Annotated in this window: 21 protein-coding genes; 8 read left to right on the top strand and 13 right to left on the bottom strand. The window is 49.9% G+C overall.

Going from position 1 to position 20,541, the window contains the following annotated elements:
• Positions 1-109 precede the first annotated feature (109 nt).
• From lpxM to znuA, 3 genes are all read right to left on the bottom strand, one after another.
• Positions 110-1,081 carry a lauroyl-Kdo(2)-lipid IV(A) myristoyltransferase gene (gene lpxM / locus BEB42_RS09060; protein ID WP_010364183.1) on the bottom strand — a complete coding sequence of 324 codons (972 nt, stop codon included), beginning with the start codon at positions 1,079-1,081 and terminating at the stop codon, positions 110-112.
• A gap of 118 nt (positions 1,082-1,199) precedes the next feature.
• Positions 1,200-2,522, bottom strand: coding sequence for a murein DD-endopeptidase MepM (gene mepM / locus BEB42_RS09055; protein WP_001184045.1), 1,323 nt, complete (start codon positions 2,520-2,522; stop codon positions 1,200-1,202).
• A 15-nt stretch (positions 2,523-2,537) separates the two neighbouring features.
• On the bottom strand, positions 2,538-3,470 hold the full coding sequence (gene znuA, locus BEB42_RS09050; protein ID WP_024212292.1) for a zinc ABC transporter substrate-binding protein ZnuA: 933 nt from the start codon (positions 3,468-3,470) through the stop codon (positions 2,538-2,540).
• Positions 3,471-3,548: 78 nt separating this feature from the next.
• On the opposite strand from znuA, the gene znuC reads away from it, so the two are divergent.
• Both znuC and znuB read left to right on the top strand, forming a co-directional pair.
• The gene (gene znuC, locus BEB42_RS09045) at positions 3,549-4,304 is read left to right on the top strand and encodes a zinc ABC transporter ATP-binding protein ZnuC (protein WP_000202976.1); all 756 of its coding nucleotides are present in this window, start codon (positions 3,549-3,551) and stop codon (positions 4,302-4,304) included.
• Entirely contained in the window at positions 4,301-5,086 is a 786-nt protein-coding gene (gene znuB, locus BEB42_RS09040; RefSeq protein WP_000571478.1) for a zinc ABC transporter permease subunit ZnuB, read from the top strand. Before znuC ends, znuB begins: the two co-directional genes overlap by 4 nt.
• A 146-nt stretch (positions 5,087-5,232) precedes the next feature.
• Here znuB and ruvB read toward each other — a convergent pair whose 3' ends face one another.
• From ruvB to BEB42_RS09015, 4 genes are all read right to left on the bottom strand, one after another.
• Positions 5,233-6,243, bottom strand: coding sequence for a Holliday junction branch migration DNA helicase RuvB (ruvB, locus tag BEB42_RS09035; RefSeq protein ID WP_000568522.1), 1,011 nt, complete (start codon positions 6,241-6,243; stop codon positions 5,233-5,235).
• A gap of 8 nt (positions 6,244-6,251) precedes the next feature.
• On the bottom strand, positions 6,252-6,863 hold the full coding sequence (gene ruvA / locus BEB42_RS09030) for a Holliday junction branch migration protein RuvA (protein ID WP_000580323.1): 612 nt from the start codon (positions 6,861-6,863) through the stop codon (positions 6,252-6,254).
• A gap of 167 nt (positions 6,864-7,030) precedes the next feature.
• Positions 7,031-7,615, bottom strand: coding sequence for a hypothetical protein (locus tag BEB42_RS09025; protein ID WP_001054410.1), 585 nt, complete (start codon positions 7,613-7,615; stop codon positions 7,031-7,033).
• Between the two features lie 37 nt (positions 7,616-7,652).
• On the bottom strand, positions 7,653-8,477 hold the full coding sequence (locus BEB42_RS09015; RefSeq protein WP_001235961.1) for a hypothetical protein: 825 nt from the start codon (positions 8,475-8,477) through the stop codon (positions 7,653-7,655).
• A 93-nt stretch (positions 8,478-8,570) separates the two neighbouring features.
• Here BEB42_RS09015 and BEB42_RS09010 point away from each other — a divergent pair, with 93 nt between their 5' ends.
• On the top strand, positions 8,571-9,173 hold the full coding sequence (locus BEB42_RS09010; protein ID WP_000701015.1) for a YebB family permuted papain-like enzyme: 603 nt from the start codon (positions 8,571-8,573) through the stop codon (positions 9,171-9,173).
• A gap of 1 nt (position 9,174) precedes the next feature.
• Here BEB42_RS09010 and ruvC read toward each other — a convergent pair whose 3' ends face one another.
• Genes ruvC through aspS form a run of 4 tightly spaced genes read right to left on the bottom strand, consistent with a single transcriptional unit; the run spans position 9,175 to position 12,717 of the window.
• Positions 9,175-9,696, bottom strand: coding sequence for a crossover junction endodeoxyribonuclease RuvC (ruvC, locus tag BEB42_RS09005; RefSeq protein ID WP_001295503.1), 522 nt, complete (start codon positions 9,694-9,696; stop codon positions 9,175-9,177).
• A gap of 34 nt (positions 9,697-9,730) precedes the next feature.
• Positions 9,731-10,471 carry a YebC/PmpR family DNA-binding transcriptional regulator gene (locus tag BEB42_RS09000; protein ID WP_000907234.1) on the bottom strand — a complete coding sequence of 247 codons (741 nt, stop codon included), beginning with the start codon at positions 10,469-10,471 and terminating at the stop codon, positions 9,731-9,733.
• Between the two features lie 28 nt (positions 10,472-10,499).
• The gene (nudB, locus tag BEB42_RS08995; protein WP_077626310.1) at positions 10,500-10,952 is read right to left on the bottom strand and encodes a dihydroneopterin triphosphate diphosphatase; all 453 of its coding nucleotides are present in this window, start codon (positions 10,950-10,952) and stop codon (positions 10,500-10,502) included.
• Positions 10,945-12,717 carry an aspartate--tRNA ligase gene (aspS, locus tag BEB42_RS08990; RefSeq protein WP_001258663.1) on the bottom strand — a complete coding sequence of 591 codons (1,773 nt, stop codon included), beginning with the start codon at positions 12,715-12,717 and terminating at the stop codon, positions 10,945-10,947. Before aspS ends, nudB begins: the two co-directional genes overlap by 8 nt.
• Before the next feature lie 309 nt (positions 12,718-13,026).
• Here aspS and BEB42_RS08985 point away from each other — a divergent pair, with 309 nt between their 5' ends.
• The 5 genes from BEB42_RS08985 to cmoB are packed head-to-tail and all read left to right on the top strand — an operon-like array spanning position 13,027 to position 16,608.
• Positions 13,027-13,593, top strand: coding sequence for a hydrolase (locus tag BEB42_RS08985; protein ID WP_000891636.1), 567 nt, complete (start codon positions 13,027-13,029; stop codon positions 13,591-13,593).
• Positions 13,590-14,408 (top strand): DUF72 domain-containing protein, encoded by an 819-nt coding sequence (locus tag BEB42_RS08980; RefSeq protein ID WP_000639288.1) that lies wholly within the window; start codon positions 13,590-13,592, stop codon positions 14,406-14,408. The genes BEB42_RS08985 and BEB42_RS08980 overlap by 4 nt, the downstream gene beginning before the upstream one ends.
• Before the next feature lie 52 nt (positions 14,409-14,460).
• Positions 14,461-14,856: an MAPEG family protein gene (locus BEB42_RS08975; protein ID WP_000252980.1), complete on the top strand. Its 396-nt coding sequence runs from the start codon at positions 14,461-14,463 to the stop codon at positions 14,854-14,856.
• 40 nt (positions 14,857-14,896) lie between these two features.
• Positions 14,897-15,640 carry a carboxy-S-adenosyl-L-methionine synthase CmoA gene (cmoA, locus tag BEB42_RS08970; protein WP_000019597.1) on the top strand — a complete coding sequence of 248 codons (744 nt, stop codon included), beginning with the start codon at positions 14,897-14,899 and terminating at the stop codon, positions 15,638-15,640.
• Positions 15,637-16,608 (top strand): tRNA 5-methoxyuridine(34)/uridine 5-oxyacetic acid(34) synthase CmoB, encoded by a 972-nt coding sequence (gene cmoB / locus BEB42_RS08965; RefSeq protein WP_000564758.1) that lies wholly within the window; start codon positions 15,637-15,639, stop codon positions 16,606-16,608. Before cmoA ends, cmoB begins: the two co-directional genes overlap by 4 nt.
• A gap of 164 nt (positions 16,609-16,772) precedes the next feature.
• Here the strand turns inward: cmoB and torZ are convergent, their stop codons facing one another.
• A complete protein-coding gene (gene torZ / locus BEB42_RS08960) occupies positions 16,773-19,202 on the bottom strand; it encodes a trimethylamine N-oxide reductase TorZ (RefSeq protein ID WP_105267296.1) in 2,430 nt (809 codons plus the stop codon).
• A gap of 24 nt (positions 19,203-19,226) precedes the next feature.
• Positions 19,227-20,327, bottom strand: a complete 1,101-nt coding sequence (locus tag BEB42_RS08955) for a NapC/NirT family cytochrome c (RefSeq protein ID WP_001214339.1) — start codon at positions 20,325-20,327, stop codon at positions 19,227-19,229.
• Positions 20,328-20,541: the final 214 nt, after the last annotated feature.

Here is a 20,541-nt window from a genome sequence, read left to right as displayed (position 1 = left end):
AACGCCTCATCCGGCCTACAGTTCAATGATAGTTCAACAGATTTCGAATCTTCTGAAGCAAACTTGAACTTATCACACGGCGGAAGCCTCTCCTCGCGAGAGGCTTTTTTTATTTGATGGGATAAAGATCTTTGCGCTTATACGGTTGGATTTCGCCCGGTTTGCGAGTTTTCAGCAATTTTAATATCCAGGTGTATTGTTCTGGTCGCGGACCAACAAAAATCTCGACTTCTTCATTCATCCGCCGCGCAATCGTATGGTCATCCGCCTCTAACAGATCATCCATCGGTGGGCGCACCTGAATCGTCAGACGATGCGTCTTGCCATCATAAATTGGAAACAGCGGTACAACGCGCGCACGACACACTTTCATCAAACGACCAATCGCGGGCAACGTCGCTTTATAGGTGGCAAAGAAATCAACAAATTCGCTGTGCTCTGGACCATGATCCTGATCGGGTAAATAATATCCCCAGTAGCCCTGACGTATCGACTGGATGAATGGTTTAATACCATCATTTCTCGCATGCAGACGACCGCCAAAGCGACGACGCACCGTGTTCCAGACATAATCAAAAACCGGGTTGCCCTGATTATGGAACATCGCTGCCATTTTCTGCCCTTGCGAGGCCATCAGCATGGCCGGGATATCGACGGCCCAACCGTGCGGCACCAGAAAAATCACTTTCTCGTTATTACGCCGCATCTCTTCGATGATCTCCAGCCCTTGCCAGTCAACGCGCGGCTGAATTTTCTCCGGCCCGCGTATTGCCAACTCAGCCATCATTGCCATCGCTTGCGGCGCAGTGGCAAACATCTCATCAACAATCGCTTCGCGTTCAGCTTCACTACGTTCTGGAAAGCAGAGCGACAGATTGATTAACGCACGACGGCGTGAGCTTTTTCCCAGTCGTCCGGCAAAACGTCCCAGCCGTGCCAGAATGGGATCGCGGAACTTTGGCGGTGTTAAAGCGATACCCGCCATCGCTGCTACGCCCAGCCATGCTCCCCAGTAGCGAGGATGGCGAAAGGATTTATCAAACTCAGGAATGTATTCGCTATTATTTTTTTTCGTTTCCATGCTTTTCCAGTTTCGGATAAGGCAAAAATCAATCTGGTGATAGTGTAGCGGCGCAACTTGCCCCGCACCAAATAAAAAAGCCGGTACTGACTGCGTACCGGCTGCGAATGGATGTTAATTAATCAAACCGTAGCTGCGGCACAATCTCTTTGGCCTGCGCCAGGAATTCGCGACGATCGGATCCAGTCAGTCCTTCGGTACGCGGCAGTTTTGCCGTCAACGGGTTTACGGCCTGCTGGTTGATCCAGACTTCATAGTGCAAATGCGGCCCGGTTGAACGCCCAGTATTACCGGAAAGCGCGATACGGTCGCCACGTTTCACTTTCTGTCCTGGTTTCACCAGAATCTTACGCAAGTGCATATAACGCGTGGTGTAGCTACGACCATGACGAATAGCCACATAATAACCTGCTGCGCCACTGCGTTTGGCAACCACCACTTCACCGTCACCCACTGAAAGCACTGGCGTACCCTGTGGCATGGCGAAATCAACACCTCTGTGCGGTGCAACGCGACCAGTCACCGGGTTAGTACGACGCGGGTTAAAGTTAGAAGAGATACGGAATTGTTTCGCCGTCGGGAATCGCAAGAATCCTTTCGCCAGACCAGTGCCGTTACGGTCGTAGAATTTGCCATCTTCAGCGCGGATTGCGTAATAATCTTTACCTTCAGAACGCAAACGTACGCCCAGCAGCTGACTTTGCTCACGTTTGCCATCAAGCATTTCTCGTGACATTAACACCGCAAATTCATCGCCTTTTTTCAGTTTGCGGAAGTCCATTTGCCACTGCATAGCTTTAATCACAGCGCTCACTTCGGCGCTGGTTAAACCGGCGTTTCTGGCGCTGGCAACAAAACTTCCTCCGACGGTACCTTTCAGCAGATTGTTAACCCATTCCCCTTGCTGCATTTCGCTGGTCATTTTAAAACCGTTAGCGGCAGTGCGGTCATAGGTTCGGGTTTCCCGACGAGATACTTCCCAGGTAAGGCGCTGCAATTCGCCGTCCGCGGTTAATGTCCAGGAAAGTTGTTGACCGATTTTCAGGTTACGCAATTCTTTGTCGGCAGCAGCCAGTTGGGTGATATCACCCATATCAATACCATACTGATTGAGAATGCTGCTTAGCGTATCGCCAGTGGAAACAACATATTCATGCACGCCCGCTTCACCGGCGATTTTGTCATCCAGTTCATCCTGGGGAATGGCTTCATCTTCTTGTGCAGCTTGATCAATCGGCTCACTGGCTTCAGGTAAGAGCGAACGAATTTCGTTCTGTTCCAGCTCAATGGTTTTGACAATTGGCGTGGCATCGCGGTGATAAACATAGGGCCGCCAGACAGCGACGGCCAGAGTAAGAACGGTGAGCGACCCCAACATAACGCGGTGTGGTCGCGGTAAATTATTAAACGCCAGGGCGACAGAGCGGGCTATCTGTTGCACGTAATCACTTCCTCATTAATCTCCTTTCAGGCAGCTCGCATACTGGTTGGCTAATTGATTCAGGAATTCTGAATAGCTTGTTTTACCCAGTTTGATATTCGTCCCCAGGGGATCCAACGTTCCCATACGAACGGATGTCCCTCGTGCGACGCTCTCAACGACCGCTGGCCTGAACTGTGGCTCAGCAAAAACGCAGGTTGCTTTTTGCTCAACCAACTGTGTTCTTATTTCATGTAAACGCTGCGCGCCAGGTTGAATCTCAGGGTTAACGGTAAAATGACCAAGCGGTGTCAGTCCGAACTGTTTTTCGAAATAGCCGTAAGCATCGTGAAAAACGAAATAACCTTTCCCCTTGAGCGGCGCGAGCTCGTTACCAACCTGCTTTTCGGTTGAGGCTAATTGTGCCTCAAAATCCTTCAGGTTGGCGTCAAGTTTGGCTCGACTTTGCGGCATAAGTTCCACTAATTTTCCATGGATTGCAACCGCTGTAGCCCGCGCTATCTCTGGGGAAAGCCAAAGATGCATGTTGAAATCGCCGTGATGGTGATCTTCGTCACTTTTTTCCGCGTGGTCGTGATCATCATCATCGCCGTGAATACTTTTCATCAGCAGCGGTTTCACATTCTCTAGCTGCGCAATCGTTACCTGTTTGGCTTCAGGTAATTTACTTACCGGTTTTTGCATGAACGCTTCCATCTCCGGGCCAACCCAAACAACTAAGTCCGCGTTCTGTAAGCGTTTTACATCTGATGGACGCAGTGAATAATCATGTTCTGAAGCGCCGTCAGGAAGTAAAACCTCCGTTTCTGTTACCCCATCAGCAATGGCAGATGCGATGAACCCAATGGGTTTAAGCGAAGCGACAACGGCAGCATCTGCGGCCTGTGTTGCACCACCCCAAAGAGCGGCGGATAATGCTGCGAAAAGAAGCGTTTTTTTATGTAACATAATGCGACCAATCATCGTAATGAATATGAGAAGTGTGATATTATAACATTTCATGACTACTGCAAGACTAAAATTAACATGACAAGTCTGGTTTCCCTGGAAAATGTCTCGGTTTCTTTTGACCAACGCCGCGTCCTCTCTGATGTGTCGCTGGAACTTAAACCTGGAAAAATTTTGACTTTACTTGGGCCAAATGGCGCAGGTAAGTCGACACTGGTACGGGTAGTGCTCGGACTGGTAACACCCGATGAAGGGGTTATCAAGCGCAACGGAAAACTGCGCATCGGCTACGTACCGCAGAAGCTGTATCTCGACACCACATTGCCACTGACCGTAAATCGATTTTTACGCTTACGCCCTGGCACACATAAAGAAGATATATTGCCTGCACTGAAACGTGTCCAGGCCGGGCATCTGATTAACGCACCGATGCAAAAGCTCTCGGGTGGCGAAACACAGCGTGTATTGTTAGCGCGAGCATTGTTAAATCGACCGCAATTATTAGTGCTGGATGAACCCACTCAGGGCGTGGATGTGAATGGTCAGGTGGCGTTATATGACCTTATTGACCAGTTGCGTCGCGAACTGGATTGTGGCGTTTTAATGGTGTCTCACGATCTGCATTTGGTAATGGCAAAAACCGATGAAGTGCTTTGCCTGAATCACCACATTTGTTGTTCCGGCACACCGGAAGTTGTTTCCCTGCATCCGGAGTTTATTTCTATGTTTGGTCCTCGTGGTGCTGAACAACTGGGTATCTATCGCCATCATCATAATCATCGTCACGATTTACAGGGACGAATTGTTTTGCGTCGGGGAAATGATCGCTCATGATTGAATTATTATTTCCTGGTTGGTTAGCCGGGATCATGCTCGCCTGTGCCGCGGGTCCGCTGGGTTCGTTTGTGGTCTGGCGTCGTATGTCTTATTTCGGTGATACGCTGGCTCATGCCTCGTTACTTGGCGTCGCGTTTGGTTTGCTGCTGGACGTTAATCCATTCTATGCGGTGATTGCGGTTACGCTGCTGCTTGCGGGTGGTCTGGTATGGCTGGAAAAGCGCCCACAGCTGGCGATCGACACGTTATTAGGGATTATGGCACACAGTGCCCTCTCGCTGGGCCTGGTAGTCGTTAGTCTGATGTCTAACATTCGTGTTGACTTGATGGCTTACCTGTTCGGTGATTTGCTGGCAGTGACGCCAGAAGATCTCATCTCTATTGCGATTGGCGTGGTCATCGTGGTAGCGATTTTGTTCTGGCAATGGCGTAATTTACTGTCGATGACGATTAGCCCGGATCTGGCGTTTGTTGATGGTGTGAAATTACAGCGCGTGAAATTGTTGTTGATGCTGGTGACAGCATTGACGATTGGTGTAGCGATGAAATTTGTCGGCGCGTTGATTATTACTTCGCTGCTGATTATTCCTGCAGCTACAGCGCGTCGCTTTGCCCGCACGCCGGAACAGATGGCCGGTGTCGCTGTTTTGGTGGGAATGGTGGCAGTAACTGGCGGTTTAACCTTTTCCGCATTTTACGATACGCCGGCGGGTCCGTCGGTAGTGCTATGTGCGGCACTGTTATTTATTATCAGTATGATGAAAAAGCAGGCCAGCTAATCTGTCGCTGAACACATTTGTCGGATGCGGCGCGAGCGCCTTATCCGACCTACGGTTCGCTACTTTTGGTAGGCCTGATAAGACGCGAACAGCGTCGCATCAGGCTTATCGCCAATGTCGGAAGCGGCTTGAATGCCTTATTCAACTTAAGGCATTTCTGGTGGCGTGATGCCGAAGTGGTTCCACGCCCGCACTGTCGCCATACGCCCGCGCGGTGTACGCTGCAAAAAGCCTTGCTGAATCAAATAAGGTTCCAGTACATCCTCAATGGTTTCACGTTCTTCACCAATGGCTGCCGCCAGGTTATCCAGGCCTACCGGCCCACCAAAGAACTTATCGATTACCGCCAGCAACAATTTGCGGTCCATATAATCGAAACCTTCAGCATCAACATTCAGCATATCCAGTGCCTGGGCGGCGATATCCGCCGAGATGGTGCCATCGTGCTTCACTTCGGCAAAATCGCGAACACGACGCAGCAGACGGTTGGCAATACGTGGCGTACCACGCGCCCGGCGAGCAACTTCCAACGCGCCATCGTCACTCATCTCAAGCCCCATAAAACGGGCACTACGACTGACGATATATTGCAGATCCGGCACCTGATAAAACTCCAGACGTTGCACAATACCAAAACGATCGCGCAGCGGTGATGTCAGCGAACCTGCGCGCGTGGTTGCACCAATCAGAGTAAACGGCGGCAAGTCAATTTTAATGGAGCGTGCCGCCGGACCTTCACCAATCATAATATCCAGTTGGTAGTCTTCCATTGCCGGATACAACACCTCTTCCACCACTGGCGAAAGACGGTGGATCTCATCAATAAACAGCACGTCATGCGGTTCAAGGTTAGTGAGCATCGCTGCCAGATCGCCCGCCTTTTCCAGTACTGGACCGGAAGTCGTGCGTAAATTCACGCCCATTTCATTGGCGACAATGTTGGCAAGCGTAGTTTTACCTAAACCCGGAGGACCAAAAATCAACAGATGATCGAGGGCATCGCCGCGCAGTTTCGCTGCTTTGATGAAAATCTCCATCTGTGAACGAACCTGCGGCTGACCAACATACTCTTCCAGTAATTTGGGGCGAATGGCGCGATCTGCCACATCTTCCGGCAAAGTGGTACCGGCAGAAATCAGACGGTCTGCTTCAATCATCCTTTACCTCATAACGCGGCGCGCAGGGCTTCGCGAATTAATGTTTCACTGCTGGCGTCAGGGCGAGCGATTTTGCTCACCATGCGGCTTGCTTCTTGTGGTTTATAGCCCAGCGCCACCAGCGCGGCAACCGCTTCCTGTTCAGCATCGTCGGTCGCCGGGCTCGCAGGTGACGTGAGTACCAGGTCGGCAGCTGGCGTAAAGAGATCGCCATGTAAACCTTTAAATCGGTCTTTCATTTCGACAATCAAGCGTTCGGCGGTTTTTTTGCCAATACCCGGCAGTTTCACCAGAGCCCCGACTTCTTCACGCTCAACGGCATTAACGAACTGCTGCGCTGACATTCCGGAGAGGATTGCCAATGCCAGTTTAGGCCCAACGCCGTTGGTTTTGATCAACTCTTTGAACAACGTGCGCTCTTGTTTATTGTTAAAACCGTACAGCAGTTGCGCGTCTTCACGCACCACAAAGTGGGTGAAAACGATCGCTTCCTGACCCGCTTCAGGGAGTTCATAAAAACAGGTCATCGGCATATGCACTTCATAGCCTACGCCGCCCACTTCAATTAATACCAGCGGGGGTTGTTTTTCAATGATGATGCCTCTGAGTCTGCCTATCACATGACGCTCCTGCGTAATGAATCAAAGATAATGCTGTATGATAAAAAAATGCTGGATAGATATCCAGCGAGGGATGATATTAAATCATTTCAGAACTGATAATCCTTTGGCTCACGGTATCTGAAATTTTCTATGAATCACCTTACATCGCACTCTTTCTTTGACTTCTAATGGCCAATTTTTCCACGTTCCTTGCTGGCGTGCTTCCATTCGCGGCATTTTTTTAGTTGGTGAAGGAGTAAGACCGCAAATATAAATGCGCTTATTGCCCATATAGCTATCAGAATCGGCAAAGGGCTGATATTGAAAAACACGTTTTCACAGGGTTTCCCGATGGCGGGGCGATCTTTTACAACCTTCACGCACATGGTGATTCCTGGTTTTATACGCTTGTCCTCAACATGCAAATTCCAGGTCTTACCGTCAATCTGCCAGGTCAGGTCATAGGCATACAGCCCCGAGCAATCAATCCTTCCTCCCCGCAGTAAATTGCAGGAGTGCGAGGCGCTACGCTTAAAATTACTGGTATAACGAATCGAAGAAACTTTTGCGAGCGTAGTCAAGCTATTGCGGTGGTACTCATACTCCTGAACGGCAGCATAACTGGTATAAATCGCTAAAAAGAAGTAAAAGAGCGCAATTGGCTTCCTGAAACGTGGGTAGTGAGCTTTCATGAGATAGCTGCTTAATATCAACGTCCCGGCAAGAGCAAATGAGATTAAAAGCTGATTGAATACGCTTGATAAATTCATCCGCGCCTCTGTATCTGGCAAGCAGGTAGAGGACGATTCATTCAGCGAGTCCCTGAACGCTGAATTTTTCCGGGATCATTCCGCTATCAATTCGCCACTGATAGGACTCCGTATGTGCTAACTCGTCACCATTAAGATCAATCGACACCTGGTTTGAGTAAATTCGATACTCATCCATTCTTTTATCCCCCGAGTATTCAGGCAGTACATAAGTCCCTGCCATTAAATCCCACTTCGACACCCTTTCATAACTTTTTAGCACATAGCCATATCGCCAGTTAATCAAATCAAAAAGAATGCTTTCGGCGTCCTCTCTTGCAAAAATATCATCCCCGACTCTGATGATAAAACTTCCGGCATTAATTTTATAATGATGTTTTCCCGGCAGAAATTCAAAAGCCTGAGTGAGTGAAAATGATTCTTTATAATGATCACCCGCAGGAATAACTTGCCAGCCATCGACCCCATCATAAATTCCACACATCCCATCAAGGACAATGTTGCTTGTTGTGATGTCAAAGGCTTTATTGCAAGGCATCAAACCACCTTCAAAGATATAAGCAGGTTGATTATTGCTATTGTAGAAATCCAGTAAAGCATTCACCACCTGCCCCTGCTGTATAACGCTAAGCCTCACGGCGACACCACTTTGCGCCATTCTCGCATCGTTAAGGCTTGCACCAGCTTCACCCACGCCGTAGATATCATCACGCATATGAATAATTTGAGGCACAAACTCATTATTCTCATTTAAAGAAATACGTCCATATCGCCAGGGATAGCGGATGACATTATCTTGAGCAAATACATTCACGCATTGACTGATCGAAACTATAATTATCACATTAATAAATAACCGCATAAAACATTCCTTGTCATTATTATAATACAATGCTAATGCTTTACCATCACGAAAGATAGATGCTGTTTTATATATAAATAATGGATTGATATAGTGAAAATAAATTACCCAGCTAAATATGAAACCGGTGATATTGTTTTTACCTGCATCGGTGCTCGCCTGTTTGGGCAAATCTCTGCAGCCTCGAAATGCTGGAGCAACCATGTGGGGATAATCATCGGACATGACGGTGATGATTACCTGGTTGCGGAGAGTCGAGTTCCGCTCTCCACAATCACAACTTTGTCACGATTTATTGAACGGTCGACCGATCAACGCTACGGTGTTCGCCGCCTCGCAGGAGGTTTAACCGCAGAGCAAAAACTTGCTCTGGTCGAAAAGGTCCCCGGACGGTTGCATAAGCTCTACCACACCGGCTTTAAATACGAATCTTCCCGCCAGTTCTGCTCAAAATTCGTTTTTGATATTTATAAAGAGGCGTTATGTATTCCGGTGGGTGAAATAGAGACGTTTGGAGAACTGCTAAATAGCAATCCGAACGCAAAACTCACTTTCTGGAAATTCTGGTTTTTAGGTTCGATTCCGTGGGAGCGTAAAACCGTAACACCAGCCAGTTTGTGGCATCATCCGGGTTTGGTGTTGATTCATGCGGAGGGAGTAGAAACGCCTCAGCCTGAATTGACTGAGGCGGTATAACTTAACGCAGTCGCCCTCTCGCCAGGTTCAGCCGCGATTCGCTCATCTGCATCGCATTCTGACTAACGTGGCAGTGGGTGATGGCAATTGCCAGCGCATCAGCGGCATCCGCCTGAGGATTAGCGGGGAGTTTCAGCAAGGTGCGAACCATATGCTGCACCTGGCTTTTTTCGGCACTACCAATACCTACCACCGTTTGCTTTACCTGACGTGCCGCGTATTCAAATACCGGTAATTCCTGATTCACCGCCGCCACAATCGCCACGCCACGCGCCTGCCCCAGCTTCAGGGCCGAGTCGGCATTTTTAGCCATAAAGACTTGTTCAATGGCGAAATAATCAGGCTGGAACTGGGTGATGATTTCCGTCACGCCCGCATAGATGAGCTTAAGACGAGACGGTAAATCATCTACTTTGGTGCGTATACATCCGCTACCCAGGTAGGACAGCTGCCTGCCCACCTGGCGGATGACGCCATAGCCGGTCACGCGCGAACCCGGGTCAATGCCGAGAATAATAGCCATCACGCGTCTCCGTTTTGCTGTTTAGCAGGCCTCATCAGAGAGTCGCTGCAACCTCATCAGAGATTTCACCGTTATGGTAGACTTCCTGCACGTCGTCGCAATCTTCCAGCATATCGATCAGACGCATCAGTTTCGGTGCGGTTTCTGCATCCATATCAGCTTTGGTGGACGGGATCATGGAAACTTCCGCGCTGTCTGCTTTCAGACCTGCCGCTTCCAGAGCGTCGCGTACTTTGCCCATTTCCTCCCATGCAGTGTAGACGTCAATCGCGCCATCATCATAGGTCACAACATCTTCAGCACCAGCTTCCAGAGCTGCTTCCATGATGGTGTCTTCATCGCCTTTCTCGAAGGAGATCACGCCTTTTTTGCTGAACAGATAGGCTACGGAACCATCAGTACCGAGGTTACCGCCACATTTGCTGAATGCGTGACGCACTTCAGCAACCGTACGGTTGCGGTTATCAGACAGACATTCAATCATGATTGCCGTGCCGCCAGGACCGTAACCTTCGTAGATGATGGTTTCCATGTTTGCATCATCATCACCGCCCACACCACGTGCAATTGCGCGGTTCAGGGTGTCACGGGTCATGTTGTTAGACAGTGCTTTGTCAATGGCTGCTCGCAGACGCGGGTTAGCATCCGGATCTCCACCGCCCAGCTTCGCCGCGGTTACCAGTTCACGAATGATTTTAGTGAAGATTTTACCGCGCTTAGCATCCTGCGCAGCTTTACGATGTCTGGTGTTGGCCCATTTACTATGACCTGCCATAAAAATATCTCCAGGTAGCCCTGCCTGTTCAGGCAGCGTTAATTACAAACTGTTCAATCGCCTGCCGGTTGCTCCATGACTTTGTGAGCGCCGCCGCAGCATGCGCATCAAGCCACTTGTAGGCCAGATGTTCAGTGAAAACGATCTGGCGCTCGTGCGGGAGTGCAAGACAGAACCAAGATTCCGTATTACGCGTTACGCCCGGCGCATAGCGATGACGTAAATGTGAAAAAATTTCAAACTCCACCGTGCGCTGACAGTCAATTAAGGTCAGTTGTTCAGCGACAACATCAATGGTGACCTCTTCCTTTACTTCGCGCATGGCGGCTTGCGGCGCGGTTTCCCCCTCTTCCACACTGCCGGTTACCGACTGCCAGAAATCGGGATCATCACGCCGCTGTAACATCAGCACCCGTTTCGTATCTTGCGCATAAATAACCACCAGAATAGAAACGGGACGCTTATAAGTCATATCAATTATTCTCTGCCTTCTTCACAACCTGAATGCTCAGCTCGGACAGGGCAGTCGGGTTAGCAAAGCTTGGCGCTTCGGTCATCAGACATGCTGCCGCCGTGGTTTTCGGGAAGGCGATAACGTCACGGATGTTGTCGGTACCGGTCAGCAGCATGGTCAGACGGTCAAGACCGAATGCCAGACCTGCGTGCGGCGGAGTACCGTATTTCAGGGCATCGAGCAGGAAGCCGAATTTCTCGCGCTGTTCCTCTTCGTTGATCCCCAGAATGCCAAACACCGTCTGCTGCATATCACCATTATGGATACGCACAGAACCACCGCCCACTTCGTAACCATTGATGACCATATCGTAAGCGTTCGCCACCGCATTTTCCGGTGCAGCTTTCAACTCTGCCGCCGTCATGTCTTTCGGTGAGGTGAACGGATGGTGCATTGCCGTCAGGCCGCCTTCACCGTCGTCTTCAAACATCGGGAAGTCGATAACCCACAGCGGTGCCCATTTGCTTTCGTCGGTCAGACCAAGGTCTTTACCCACTTTCAGACGCAATGCGCCCATCGCGTCGGCAACAATTTTCTTGTTATCAGCACCGAAGAAAATCATATCGCCATCTTGCGCGGCAGTACGATCCAGGATGGCTTCGATGATTTCAGCGTTGAGGAACTTCGCTACCGGGCTGTTGATACCTTCCAGACCTTTCGCACGTTCGTTAACTTTGATGTACGCCAGACCTTTCGCGCCGTAGATTTTAACGAAGTTACCGTATTCGTCGATCTGCTTACGGGTCAGCGATGCGCCACCCGGAACACGCAGAGCAGCAACGCGGCCTTTCGGATCGTTCGCCGGACCTGCGAATACCGCGAACTCAACGGATTTCAGCAGATCAGCAACGTCAGTCAGTTCCATCGGGTTACGCAGATCCGGTTTATCAGAACCATAACGGCGTTCTGCTTCCGCAAAGGTCATTACAGGGAAATCACCGAGATCCACGCCCTTCACTTCCAGCCACAAATGGCGTACCAGCGCTTCCATCACTTCACGCACTTGCGGCGCGGTCATGAAAGAGGTTTCCACATCGATCTGGGTGAATTCAGGCTGACGATCAGCACGCAGGTCTTCGTCACGGAAGCATTTTACAATCTGATAGTAGCGGTCAAAACCAGACATCATCAGCAGCTGTTTGAACAACTGCGGAGACTGCGGCAGTGCGTAGAATTTCCCTTTGTGCACACGAGAAGGCACCAGGTAGTCACGCGCGCCTTCCGGCGTGGCTTTGGTCAGCATCGGAGTTTCGATGTCGAGGAAGCCGTGGTCATCCATAAAACGGCGCACCAGGCTGGTGATTTTAGCGCGGGTTTTCAGGCGCTGAGCCATTTCCGGACGACGCAGGTCGAGGTAGCGGTATTTCAGACGCGCTTCTTCGGTGTTGACGTGGTTAGAGTCAAGCGGCAGAACGTCTGCGCGGTTGATGATGGTCAGCGAGGAGGCCAGCACTTCGATTTCGCCGGTCGCCATATCGCGGTTGATATTTTTTTCGTCACGCGCACGTACGGTGCCCGTGACCTGAATGCAGAACTCATTACGCAGTTCAGAGGCCAGCTTTAACGCGTCCGCACGATCCGGATCGAAAAATACCTGCACGATACCTTCGCGGTCGCGCATATCGATGAAGATCAGGCTACCAAGATCACGACGACGGTTGACCCAACCACACAGAGTCACCTGCTGCCCCACGTGGGACAAACGGAGCTGTCCACAATATTCTGTACGCATGAGATATCCCTTAACTTAGCTGCCGGCGGATGCCCCCTGCTGCGCAGGTGACCAAGTCGCAGCGTTAGCTGTATGTCACAACTGAATGAAAAAAGGCGGCTATTATACTGGAAATTCTGCCGCACCGTAAGAGCCTGGCCCGCGCTGGAACGCCTCGTTACCACTTTATATCGGGCCTGAAATCAGACTCTACGCCAGTTTGCTATAAAGGTGTTGCCCGAACTCATAAAAATTAACAAAATTTGTCGTTCCGCCATCGGCTAATTGCATTAAGGTGAGAGGCACGATTTTGTTTTGTCAGGAGTCATCATGCTTGAACTGAATGCTAAAACCACTGCGCTGGTGGTAATTGACTTACAAGAAGGCATCTTACCTTTTGCCGGTGGTCCTCATACTGCCGATGAGGTGGTTAATCGAGCAGGGAAGCTGACGGCGAAATTTCGCGCGAACGGTCAGCCCGTGTTTCTGGTGCGCGTTGGTTGGTCTACCGATTACGCCGAAGCATTAAAACAGCCGGTTGATGCCCCCTCCCCCGCTAAAGTGTTGCCCGAAAACTGGTGGCAACATCCTGCTGCATTAGGTGCAACCGACAGCGACATCGAAATCATCAAACGTCAATGGGGTGCGTTTTACGGTACGGATCTGGAGTTGCAGTTACGCCGCCGGGGTATCGATACAATAGTGTTATGTGGGATCTCGACCAATATCGGTGTTGAATCCACCGCCCGCAATGCCTGGGAACTCGGTTTTAATCTGGTGATTGCCGAAGACGCCTGCAGCGCCGCCAGCGCCGAGCAGCACAATAACAGCATCAACCATATCTACCCACGCATCGCCCGTGTGCGCAGTGTGGAAGAGATCCTCAACGCATTATGATTTACATCGGTCTGCCGCAATGGTCGCATCCTAAATGGGTGCGGTTGGGGATCACCAGCCTTGAAGAGTATGCCCGCCACTTTAACTGTGTGGAGGGCAACACCACGCTTTACGCCCTGCCAAAATCCGAGGTTGTCCTGCGCTGGCGTGAGCAGACCACAGATAATTTTCGCTTCTGTTTTAAGTTTCCGGCGACCATTTCGCATCAGGCAGCATTACGGCATTGCGATGATTTAGTAACTGAATTTTTGACTCGCTTGTCACCGTTAGCGCCGCGCATTGGGCAATACTGGCTGCAACTGCCTGCCACATTTGGCCCACGGGATCTGCCTGCGCTTTGGCATTTTCTCGACTCTCTTCCCGGCGAGTTTAATTATGGTGTGGAAGTCCGCCATCCACAGTTTTTCGCCAAAGGGGAAGAGGAACAAACGCTTAATCGCGGTTTACATCAGCGCGGCGTTAATCGGGTGATTTTAGACAGCCGCCCGGTTCATGCAGCACGCCCACACAGTGAAGCTATTCGCGACGCTCAACGGAAAAAACCTAAAGTTCCCGTACATGCTGTGCTGACGGCGACAAATCCGCTGATCCGTTTTATCGGTAGTGATGATATGACGCAAAACCGAGAGTTGTTTCAGGTTTGGTTACAAAAATTAGCGCAGTGGCATCAGACCACTACGCCTTATCTTTTTTTACATACGCCAGATATTGCCCAGGCACCGGAACTGGTACATACCCTGTGGGAAGGCTTACGTAAAACACTTCCAGAGATCGGAGCAGTTCCGGCTATTCCACAGCAATCTTCTCTTTTCTGAATTTGCCACCTATCATAGACAGGTGCCATCGGCCATTTTAAAGGGAGTTTGTATGGTAAGCGCGCTGTATGCCGTTTTAAGTGCGTTGTTATTAATGAAGTTCTCTTTTGATGTCGTTCGCCTGCGTATGCAGTACCGCGTTGCCTATGGTGACGGCGGTTTTAGCGAACTGCAAAGCGCTATTCGCATTCATGGTAACGCGGTGGAGTATATTCCCATCGCGATTGTGTTGATGCTGTTTATGGAAATGAATGGCGCCGAAACCTGGATGGTGCATATTTGCGGCATCGTTTTGCTTGCTGGTCGTCTGATGCATTATTACGGTTTTCATCACCGTCTGTTCCGCTGGCGACGTTCTGGCATGAGCGCCACCTGGTGTGCGCTGTTGCTGATGGTGCTGGCGAATCTTTGGTATATGCCCTGGGAGTTGGTTTTCTCCCTGCGTTAGCGCACAATACGCCACTTTCTTTTTCCCGGATTTTTACGTTATGTCTCACCGCGACACGCTATTTTCTGCCCCTATCGCCAGACTGGGCGACTGGACCTTTGATGAACGGGTAGCCGAAGTCTTCCCGGATATGATCCAGCGTTCCGTTCCCGGCTACTCCAATATTATTTCCATGATTGGTATGTTAGCCGAACGCTTCGTTCAACCTGGTACGCAGGTTTACGATCTGGGTTGTTCTCTGGGCGCGGCGACGCTCTCAGTGCGTCGCAATATTCATCATGATAATTGCAAAATTATCGCCATCGACAACTCTCCGGCGATGATTGAACGCTGCCGTCGTCATATTGACGCTTATAAAGCCCCTACGCCAGTAGACGTTATTGAAGGTGATATTCGCGATATCACCATTGAAAACGCATCGATGGTTGTGCTGAATTTTACCCTGCAATTCCTGGAACCTTCAGAGCGTCAGGCGTTACTGGATAAAATTTATCAAGGGCTGAACCCGGGCGGTGCGCTGGTGCTTTCGGAAAAATTCAGTTTCGAAGATGCCAAAGTTGGTGAATTGCTGTTCAACATGCACCACGACTTTAAACGTGCCAACGGTTACAGCGAACTGGAGATCAGCCAGAAGCGCAGCATGCTGGAAAATGTGATGCTAACCGATTCTGTGGAAACCCATAAAGCTCGCCTGCATCAAGCCGGTTTTGAACATAGCGAGCTATGGTTCCAGTGCTTTAACTTTGGTTCACTGGTGGCATTAAAAGCAGAGGACGCTGCATGATCGACTTTGGTAACTTTTATTCTCTGATTGCCAAAAATCATCTTTCACACTGGCTGGAAACGCTGCCCGCGCAGATTGCCAGCTGGCAGCGCGAACAGCAGCATGGTCTGTTTAAACAGTGGTCCAATGCGGTGGAATTTCTGCCTGAAATTAAACCGTATCGTCTTGATTTACTGCATAGCGTGACGGCAGAAAGCGAAGAGCCACTGAGCGCAGGGCAGATTAAGCGCATTGAAACACTGATGCGCAACCTCATGCCGTGGCGCAAAGGGCCGTTTTCGCTGTATGGCGTTAACATCGATACCGAATGGCGTTCTGACTGGAAATGGGATCGTGTTCTGCCCCATCTTTCTGATTTAACCGGGCGCACCATTCTTGATGTCGGCTGCGGCAGCGGTTATCACATGTGGCGCATGATTGGCGCAGGCGCACATCTGGCGGTGGGTATCGACCCTACGCAACTGTTCCTATGCCAGTTTGAAGCGGTGCGTAAACTATTGGGTAACGACCAACGGGCGCATCTGTTGCCCTTAGGGATTGAACAACTTCCGGCGCTGAAAGCCTTTGATACCGTCTTTTCGATGGGCGTACTTTATCATCGTCGTTCACCGCTGGAGCATCTCTGGCAGTTAAAAGATCAACTGGTGAATGAAGGTGAACTGGTGCTGGAAACACTGGTTATTGATGGCGATGAAAATACCGTCCTGGTGCCAGGCGATCGTTACGCGCAAATGCGTAATGTTTATTTCATCCCGTCAGCCCTGGCGTTGAAAAACTGGCTGAAGAAGTGTGGTTTTGTTGATATCCGCATTGCGGATGTGAGCGTTACCACGACCGAAGAGCAGCGACGCACCGAATGGATGGTCACCGAGTCTCTGTCCGATTTCCTCGACCCACATGATCCGGGTAAAACGGTGGAAGGCTATCCTGCGCCTAAACGCGCGGTACTGATTGCGCGCAAGCCGTAAAGGTCTGGTATTACTGCCGGATGCGGCGTGAACGCCTTATCCGGCCTACAAAGCCTTTTTAATTCAATATGTTGCAGGGACTATGTAGGTCTGATAAGCATAGCGCATCAGGCAGTTTTACGTTTGCATAACCTCAGCGCCCGTTTCCGGGCGCTTTTCACGTCTTATGCCTGAACAGCTGGCTGATCAAACGCCGTTAACTTCGGTGCATTGCCCGTATATTTTTCGATATACACCAGCGCAGAGTTACCGGCACAGGCATTTGCCAGCTGAGAGCTGGGGATATCCGCCGTTAACACGTTCGCACTGCCGTTTTTACACAAGCCATTTTCCAGATCTGGCCATGCACCTTCATGCACGCATACCACGCCTTTTTTGATCCCGTCAGTCACCACCGCGCCTGTCAGAATCTGACCACGTTTGTTCCAGACACGCACCAGATCGCCATTCGCAATACCAAAGCGAGCAGCATCTTCGGTGTGAATAGTGATCGGTTCACGATCGGCAACCGCATATTTTTTACGCAGTTCCGCATAGTTAAGCTGACTGTGTAAACGGTGTGCCGGATGTGCGGTCAGAAGCTGCAACTGCTTCTCGTCGGCGGAACCTTTCCACTCATCAGGCGCAAGCCAGGTTGGGTGTGCCGGGCAATCCTTATAGCCAAATTTTTCCAGCGTTTTGGAGTAAATCTCAATTTTGCCGCTTGGCGTACCCAGCGCATTTTTCACCGGATCGGCGCGGAAATCAGCATAACGAACGTACTGTTCGTTCTTCTCGCTGCGGCGCATTTCGATCAGTTTATTTTGCTGCCAGAAAGCATTAAACATCGGCATAGTCACGCGTTGCGCACGCGCACCTTTCTGAGCGGCATCATAGAAAAATTTCAGCCACGCCATTTCATCTCTACCTTCGGTATAGATCTCTTTTCCGCCAGGTTTGAGTAATTCAGCAAGATCGGCAAACACATCAAAATCGTTACGCGCTTCAAATTGCGGAGCGACAGCCTGCTTCATCGGTACAATATGCTGGTTGCTGTAATCACCGGTCATCGTCAAGTCATTGCGCTCAAACGATGTGGTGATCGGTAATACGATATCTGCATGTTTAGCAGCTGCGGTCCAGTAGCATTCAGAAACGACGATCATCTCCGGTTTCTGCCATGCTTTAATCAGACGATTAGTATCCTGGTGATGGGTAAAGTTACCGCCACCCGCCCACCAGATCATTTTGATATTCGGATACGTTTGTTCTTTACCGTTATGCTGATATTTGCCGCCAGGATTTTCCAGCGCATCGACGATACGGGCAACAGAAATCGCCGTCATTCCGCCATCATCAGCGGCCTCGCTGGCCTGTCCGGCAATCGCCGCAGACATTTCCGGCAGCACTCCGCCAACACGCGTCGGGTTGCCACCGTTTGAGTAATGATAAGAGAAACCAAACCCGCCGCCCGGTGTACCAATCTGCCCTAACATCGCCGCCAGCGTCACCAGCATCCAGTGTTTCTGTTCACCATATTGCTGGCGCTGAATTCCCCAGCCTGCCATCAGCATTGTGCGATTTGCCGCCATCAGTTCAGCGAGTTTGACTATCTGCGCTTCCGCTACGCCAGTAATTTCCGCCGCCCAGGCCGCGCTCTTCGGCGTATTATCGCTCTTACCTGTCAGATACTCTTCAAACTGCGGATACCCGGTGGTGTATTTTTCAAGGAACACTTTATCGTGTTTGCCTAGTGTCATCAGGGTATGTGCAATCCCCAACATCAGCGCCACGTCGGTGCCCATATTTGGCGCGATCCAGGTAGCATTGTCGCCAAAGAATTCGATGGTTTCGGAGCGGATAGGATCAATGGCAATCACTGGTTTGCCAGATTTTTTCAGCTGATGGAAGTATTCCAGCCCTTGCTCATCGGTACTGCTCCAGGCAATTTTTAAGGTATTCAGCGGGTTCATCCCCCACAACACCACCACCTGACTGTTTTCCAGAATCAGTGGCCAGGAGGTCTGCTGTTCATACACCTCCACGGAACCCACCACATGCGGCATGATTACCTGTGCCGCCCCGGTTGAATAATCGCCGCTATGCCCTGAATAACCGCCCGCAAGATTCATATAACGTTGCAGTAAGGTTTGCGCTTTATGTAACACGCCAGAAGAGCGCCAGCCGTAAGATCCGGCAAAAATGGCCGATGGTCCGTTAGCTTTGCGAATGCGATCGTGTTGCTCATGAATAAGTTTTAATGCTTGTTCCCAGCTCACCTGTACATAAGTATCTTCGCCACGACCTTTCGCCGGTTGTAGTGGATTATCGAGATAGCTTTTTCTCACCATCGGATGCTGAATACGCGCCGTTGTATGTACCTGATCCGCCGCCGTAGACTGTAAGGAGTTCGGTATGGTTTTCGCCAGCGCGCCTGTCGAAGAAACAATCTTCCCGTCCTTCACTTCTACGTTCATCGCTCCCCAACGGCCCGCGGTGAGGATTTTGCCCCCCTTCTCTTCTGCCCATGCGGGTAGCGGTGCAGCCGATGTCACCACCAGCGCCCCAGCGGCAATACCGCTGTGTTTAATAAATTCACGTCTTGTTAATGTCATAACTTCCTCCCTGATCAACGAGGATCACTGTTTCTCGGTAATATCTTTGGCGTTGTACTGGAAGTACCGCGTCAAAATGTCCAGTTCGTTTTCGCTCATGCTGGTTCGCGCACCCATTCCTTTGGCAATGGACGGCCATGCATTGACGGTGTAATGGTCGGAGGCAATAGGGGCATGGCAACCAGCGCAATAGGTATCGTCAAGTTTTTCAGCGTATTGCCATAGCGGTTTACGGTCCGCTAATGCGGGATCGGTAAGCACACCCTGTAAAGACGCCTGACGCCATTGATTGCCGTATTCGTCAGCCTGCCATTCCCCGTTTACCGTTAACGCCTTGATACCTTCTTCACTTAATGTGGCTAGCGCCAGCCGTTGACCTGCCGACAGGTAGAGCGTGTTTTCACTGCCCTGCATTTGATAACCCTGCAACAGAACGATCGGCTGTTTGCCACTGGCATCAACGACGGTGAGATCGGTACCAGGATTCACGGTAGCCAGCTCGCCTATGCGAGAAGTTTTGAAAGGATAAATATGTGCGCCATTGGTAACTGAAGTAGCGGCCTGACTTTCCAGCTCATGCGCCGCGTTGTCATCCATTTTTATTTCTGGTGGAAAATGGGCAATGCCTTTATGACAATCGATACAGGTTTCGCCGTCCTTTTGCGCTTTGTTATGCATTTTCTGCGCAGATTCACTTTGCGAGGCAATATCCATGGCATCAAAAGAATGGCAACTACGACACGTTGCAGAATCAGTTGCTTTTAATTCTTTCCATACTGTTTCGGCCATTTCCTGACGATGCGCTTCGAACTTATCGTCACTGTCTATTTTGCCGCTAACAAATTCATGATAAATATCTTTAGAAGCTTTTAATTTAGCAAATAAATAATCCACCCCTGACTTTGGAATATGGCAATCGGCACATTCCGCACGTATCCCTTTCTGGTTAGAAAAGTGGACAGTTCCCTGATATTCCTCAAAAGGTTTACTCATCGAGTGGCAGGAAAGGCAAAATGCGGTATCCGACGTTTTATGTAAGGCTTTTTGCGCCAGTAATAACCCGCCGCCACCAACCACAACCGTTATCAGCAAAAATAATAACCCAATGCGTTTTTTCCCTCGCATAGATTCCTCTAATTAATTCCAGAACACCGAAATCATTGTATAATTAAATACACAACGAATTGACCGCTTGCATAATTCGGCACAACACTGCCTGAAATAATCGATAAAGAATATGATTTATTACAATGTAATCATTAATTGCTAAGGAATAACCCAGTTGTTATTTAGAATATATATTTGTCAGTTTTAGTAATTTAAATTACATAATTAATAT

The organism is Escherichia sp. MOD1-EC5990, assembly GCF_002965285.1.
GTDB classification, from domain to species: Bacteria; Pseudomonadota; Gammaproteobacteria; order Enterobacterales; family Enterobacteriaceae; genus Escherichia; species Escherichia coli_F.
The sequence above is the reverse complement of the archived record's forward strand: the minus strand, read 5'-3'. Positions and strand labels throughout refer to the sequence as shown.